This window comes from candidate division TA06 bacterium, from assembly GCA_004376575.1.
Taxonomy (GTDB): Bacteria; Hydrothermota; DG-26; order E44-bin18; family E44-bin18; genus E44-bin18.
In genome coordinates this window covers 1-5,457 of record SOJN01000146.1, presented here as the reverse complement: position 1 = coordinate 5,457, position 5,457 = coordinate 1, and the positions used below count along the sequence as shown (strand labels likewise).

Genomic DNA, 5,457 nt, shown 5'->3' with positions numbered 1-5,457 from the left:
CGAGGGGACCAAAGGGAATGAAATGAAGTCCTCGGGATCCTCGACAGTCTTCATTTTGAATTGTCTGCCCTTCGAGGCTTCAGCGAAGGTGGATTCGCCCGCGCATGGAACGCGGGCGAAAGGTCCACTCTCTGAACCGGCTCGATTTCTCTACCCAGAAATCTTTTTCCTATCTCGGTGAAGTTTCTCGGTATGTCGCTCAGGAAGAACTGATGAGCGCGCTCGCCGTGTCCGTTCGCAACAGGCCCCCCACTTCTCACCAGTTCGGCAACCTCTTTGGCAGTCGTTTCAGCTGAGTCGACCAGTGTCACCTCACTGCCTGTCACCATAGCAATTGCTCGCTCCAGCAGAGGATAGTGTGTGCACCCTAAGAGAAGAGTGTCGATTCCCTTCTCAAGAAGCGGCACAAGGTACTCTTTGGCAACATCAACAGTGATTTTCTTGTCGAGCCAACCCTCTTCGACCAGCGGCACAAAGAGTGGACAGGCGGCCGAGATGACATCAACCTCTTGACTGCACCTGTGTATTGCCTCTTTGTATGCGCCACTCTCTATGGTTGCAGAGGTCCCAATGACACCGACCTTGTTGTTTCTAGTTGTTCTGCACGCGGCTCTCGCTCCGGGCTCAATAACTCCAAGTACGGGAATCCCAAACTCCTCCTTGAGACGGCCAAGAGCATTTGATGAGACTGAGTTGCATGCCACCACAATCATCTTCACATCCTTGGAAACCAGGAACCGTGCATCCTCAAGCGCGAACCTTGTTATCGCCTCTCTTGATTTCGTCCCATATGGAACTCGAGCCGTATCTCCGAAGTAGACTATCGTTTCATCGGGCAGGTGGCGGAGAATCTCGCGCGCGACTGTCAAGCCTCCAACCCCTGAATCGAAAACTCCGATGGGCTTGTTCAAAGGTTCAATTTCCTTTCATAGGCCTTCTTGAAACTCTTTATTCCTTCGTAGATACCCTGAGCGGCCTTTCCCCGGAATGAATCCTTTTTGAGAAGTTTTTCTTCCTTTCTATTGGAAATGAAGGCAAGCTCCACCAGTATGGCAGGCATGTAGCATCCCTTCAAGACATAGAAACCAGCCTGGTTGAGTCCCCTGTCCTCGATTCTGAACCTGCTGGTCAGTTCCTTTTGTATGACTTCGGCAAACTCGCTCGACTCATTCAGGAACTCGTTCTGCGCCATATCCCAGAGTATGTAGTCCAGACTGGCAGTGTCACCCGCGGCCTCGGGGAGCTCAAACTTTATCACGGCATTCTCCCTCGCCTCCACCGCCCGGGCCCAATCCGTTTTGGCGACCGAAAGGAAATATGTCTCAGTTCCACCACTCTCTCGCTTCAGGGACGCGTTGCAGTGTATGGATACGAACAGGTCTGCCTTATTCTCATTGGCAATTTTGGCCCTCTCGGCCAGAGAAACGAATTCGTCCTTTGTTCGGGTTAGTATCACTTTGACGTGAAGCTTTCTTCTCAACAACTCAGCAACCCGTTTGCCAATGTCCAGAGTGACTGTCTTCTCACAAAGCCCAGTCCGACCCACGGCACCGGGATCCCTTCCCCCATGCCCCGGGTCCACGACGATAACTTCAAGAGCGCGCTTTTCAACGACCACCTCTTTTCTTCCCGGAGTGAAAGTGACCAGCAGCCTATTCGGTCCCTTGAGGGAAAGAACCTTTGCTTTGACGTGTCTCTTATTTAGATGGAACACCACTCTCGCGCCATCATCAGTAGTCTCAGCATCCACAGAACGTATAAGACCTGGACAACTCTTCGCGGAGATGTCACTACTGTTCAGAACTCCTCCTTCGAGGAAGACCTCAAATTTGTTTTTGGGAAGAGACCTGGGTCGATACTTAAGCGGCTTGGTCAAGTCCAGAACGACCTTGGTCCCAGAAGGGGATGAGGAGAATCTTATCCCTTTTATGTTCGGTGCTCCTCGACCAATTAAAAGTGTACGGGCTTCCGGGTCCCACACCACCTTCTTGCCTGAGGCCTTGCTAAATATGGCTGGAACTGTGAGTACTGAAATCATCAGTTTGCCACCGTGAAGCTGAGGTGTCACGGGGATGGATAAGAAGCCTTTGTCAACAAGCACAAATGGATTGTCAGGAATGAGTACAACAGAGTGGCCAGAGAAGGTCAGCTTTCCCTTGTGGAGTTTGTCGTTCCATTGAAGACGACCCCTGAATACCTTCGCCAGTGCTTCTGCGCTGATGTATTCATCTTCACCTATCTTGTACGATTCGGCATTGTACACAACTCCATCGGAGAAGACGGCTATCGAAGCCGCAGCTCCAATGGCCGGCAAAACCAGGAGTGTGATCAAAATGAGTATGTTCTTGAAAGAGTTATCCATAGACTGTGATTAGGGATCCAACCTGAGACAAGCGTTACCTGCACTTCCTCAACTCAGCCTCCTTCTCTCTTCTTATGTCCCTCTCCTTTATGGCCTCCCTCTTGTCATAAAGCCTCTTGCCCCTGCAGAGTCCCAACTCCAGTTTCGCATATCCTCTGTCGTTGAAATACACGGAAAGGGGGATCAGAGTGTACCCTCGCTCTCGCGTCTTGCCATAAAGCCTCTTTATCTCTGAGGTTTTCAGTAGAAGCTTCTTGGGCCTCTTGGGATCGGGCGCAGAAGGACCGCTCTTTTCGTATGGGGTTATGTGGAAATCGTATACATACACCTCTCCACCTTCCACCCTACCATATGAACCTTTGAGACTCACGGTGCCAGCTCTCAAAGACTTCACCTCTGAGCCCTTCAGTTCTAATCCCGCCTCGTACGTTTCCAGAATAAAGAAGTCGTGGCGTGCACGACGGTTGGTTGCAGCAACTTTCATCGTCGAATGTAGTTAAGTTGCAGTCTGCGGAAACTCCAATTGCGACTGTGTTCAGCAAACACTCTGCGCCTTTCCTTGACAACTACAGGTCCCTTTCCTATAATAGCCGCGACGCCGAAGTGGCGGAATTGGCAGACGCGCTGGCTTCAGGAGTCAGTGGGCTCACGCCTGTGGGGGTTCAAATCCCCCCTTCGGCACACCCCCTTCCCATCAACCTATCCCAGACCTCAAACCCTTGGAACCACAGATTAACACACCCTCCTTCACCCTTCGTGGCTTCGGAGGGCAAGGATTACCACAAGATTTCTCATTCTCTGGTTCAGGCATAGGATCAATGTTTTTCTGTGCTAATCTCGTGTAATCTGTGGTTAGTGGTTCTATTTTCGTTTTCGATTTTCTATTTTCGGGTGTAGTATACAACCGCTTCCCCATTCTGTCAATCACTTGCGGAATCTACATTTGCCTTGACACCCGCAAATCGGCAGTGCTATGATGCTGCCTGCCTCCAATCTGGCACCAGGAAAGCGCACACCAGCGAGTACAATGGCAACATACAAGACAGCCGGCCTTGACAAGACAGCCACAGTCCTGAGCTTCATATTGGTTGGAGCACCTGTTGCGGCAGCATTGGTTGCGTTGAGTAGGGGCGGAGAAGTAAGGTCCGTAGCACTGATAGTTGCCGCAATTCTTTTCGTGGTCTGTTCAGCAACATACGCAATGGCTCCCTCTTCGTATGCAGTGAGTCAGGACAGAATAATCGTGAGAAGACATTTTTGGCCATCCTCATCCATACCTATGTCTCAGGTGAAAAGCTGCTATCCCTATCCACAGCTCTCCAGTACAAAAACCTTCAGGCTGATAGGTAACGGCGGGGCTTTTGGCTGGTACGGGATATACGCGTGCGACGAACTGGGGACTTTTAGAATGTATGCAACTAACAGGAGCAAAGCAGTCGTCATTGGCAATGGCGCCAAATTCGTCCTCAGCCCGGAAAGAACCGAAAGCTTCGTTGCCGCTGTTCACGAATACGCACGAACCCCCTCTTGAATGATGGTTCACTTTCTCTTCAGCATATCCCCCACTTTCAAGGTGCTCATAGTATTCGTTTTCATTGTCATAGCTCTCAAGTTCAAAACCCCTCTAGGACTTGCCATGCTTGCCGGCGCCCTGGCTGTGGGTTTCTGGTTCAACATGCCGCCGCTGCAGATACTCAAGTCACTAGGGCTGTCTCTGGTCGATGAAACAACACTTATGTTGACCCTGGCAATTGGCCTGATTCTTCTCCTCAGTCAGTCCATGTCGAGGACCGGGCAGCTTCAAAGAATAGTGATCTCCTTCAGGAGAAGGTTTTCGCATTACAAGTTGTCACTGGCCACCTTTCCAGCCCTCATCGGTCTTCTCCCCATGCCTGGCGGTGCGTATTTCTCCGCGCCTATGGTGGATTCAGTTGGAACAGAGGAGCTGACCGCAGAACACAAGACTGCCATCAACCATTGGTTCAGGCATATCTGGGAGTACTCATGGCCTCTCTACCCCGGCGTGATCGTAGGAAGTGCACTCGCAGATTTGACTCTGGGGAAGTTCGTTCTCGTTCATATCCCGGTGACCCTGCTCACGGTCGTCTTTGGATACGTATTCCTTCTCCGTCGATTGCCCTCAGTACAGACCACAGCAAAGGAAGTGGCAATTGATACGAAGAGTTTTTTCTACGAATCACTGCCAATCATTATCATTGTGGCACTCAGTATCATTCTGGGAGTCCTTATTGCATTTGCAAGAGCGAGACTGCTCTTTTTCGAGATTCTCCCGGACAGGGCTTCTCTGGCAATAGCTCTGGGGGTCGGTGTCTTGTGGGTTTGGAAGAAAAACAAGATGACTACTCCTCAGATAATGGAGATACTCAAGAACAAAACAGTATGGATCTTGATCTTCACAATACTGGGAGTAATGGCCTTCAGACAACTCCTCACAGACTCCGGCGCTGTGGACGGAATAACTCAATCCCTGGCAGACAAGCAGATGCCAATGATAGCCATATCGATGTTTCTGCCGTTTTTCGTTGGAATGATAACCGGAGTTACCGTCGCATTTCTCGGAACCACTTTTCCGATACTGATGGCATTGATAGCAGCCCAGGGGCTTTCAGAGAACCTCGTCTCATACACTGTCCTTGCATACTGTTCTGGATTCATGGGCACATTCCTCTCCCCCGTCCACCTTTGTATAATAATGACTAAAGAGTACTTCAAGGCGGATTGGGCGGGGATCTACAGATTGCTTGTGCCCCCCGCGATCCTCACCATATTGCTGGCACTCGGACTCTATTTCCTCTATCTCAAGCTGTAAGCTATAAGTGATGAATAGCAGCGCATATCTTACATGTTGAATAGAAAATATAGGCTCTTCTCCGAAAAAGTTGATGACAGGGAGGAGTTGCGGAACATACGGAGAACCCTTCCTTGTGGCGCCGAGCCCCGTCGGACAGGGCAGGCAAGCTCCCTCCGGCGGAGTTTATGCTTGGCGAAGCCGAGTGCGAAGGAGGCCGTGAAACGGCCCGGACAGGCGGCTACTCCTGAATGTATGGAGTAGCGCCGCTTGCGGCGCGCTAGGT

General features: G+C 50.8%; 5 protein-coding genes and 1 tRNA gene. 3 read left to right on the top strand and 3 right to left on the bottom strand.

Features of this window, described 5'->3' with window-relative positions; genetic code table 11:
- Window positions 1-50: 50 nt before the first annotated feature.
- The 3 genes from E3J62_12170 to smpB are packed head-to-tail and all read right to left on the bottom strand — an operon-like array spanning window position 51 to window position 2,846.
- Window positions 51-920: a glutamate racemase gene (locus E3J62_12170; protein ID TET43831.1), complete on the bottom strand. Its 870-nt coding sequence runs from the start codon at window positions 918-920 to the stop codon at window positions 51-53.
- Window positions 908-2,362, bottom strand: coding sequence for a hypothetical protein (locus E3J62_12165; GenBank protein TET43830.1), 1,455 nt, complete (start codon window positions 2,360-2,362; stop codon window positions 908-910). The genes E3J62_12170 and E3J62_12165 overlap by 13 nt, the downstream gene beginning before the upstream one ends.
- A gap of 34 nt (window positions 2,363-2,396) precedes the next feature.
- Entirely contained in the window at window positions 2,397-2,846 is a 450-nt protein-coding gene (smpB, locus tag E3J62_12160; GenBank protein ID TET43829.1) for an SsrA-binding protein SmpB, read from the bottom strand.
- Window positions 2,847-2,959: 113 nt separating this feature from the next.
- Here smpB and E3J62_12155 point away from each other — a divergent pair.
- The 3 genes from E3J62_12155 to E3J62_12145 all read left to right on the top strand — a co-directional run bounded on the left by E3J62_12155 (window position 2,960) and on the right by E3J62_12145 (window position 5,192).
- Window positions 2,960-3,043: transfer RNA gene (locus tag E3J62_12155), tRNA-Leu, on the top strand.
- Window positions 3,044-3,335: 292 nt separating this feature from the next.
- Complete coding sequence (locus tag E3J62_12150; GenBank protein TET43828.1) at window positions 3,336-3,893, top strand: hypothetical protein; 558 nt, start codon at window positions 3,336-3,338, stop codon at window positions 3,891-3,893.
- Entirely contained in the window at window positions 3,894-5,192 is a 1,299-nt protein-coding gene (locus E3J62_12145) for a DUF401 family protein (protein TET43827.1), read from the top strand.
- Window positions 5,193-5,457: the final 265 nt, after the last annotated feature.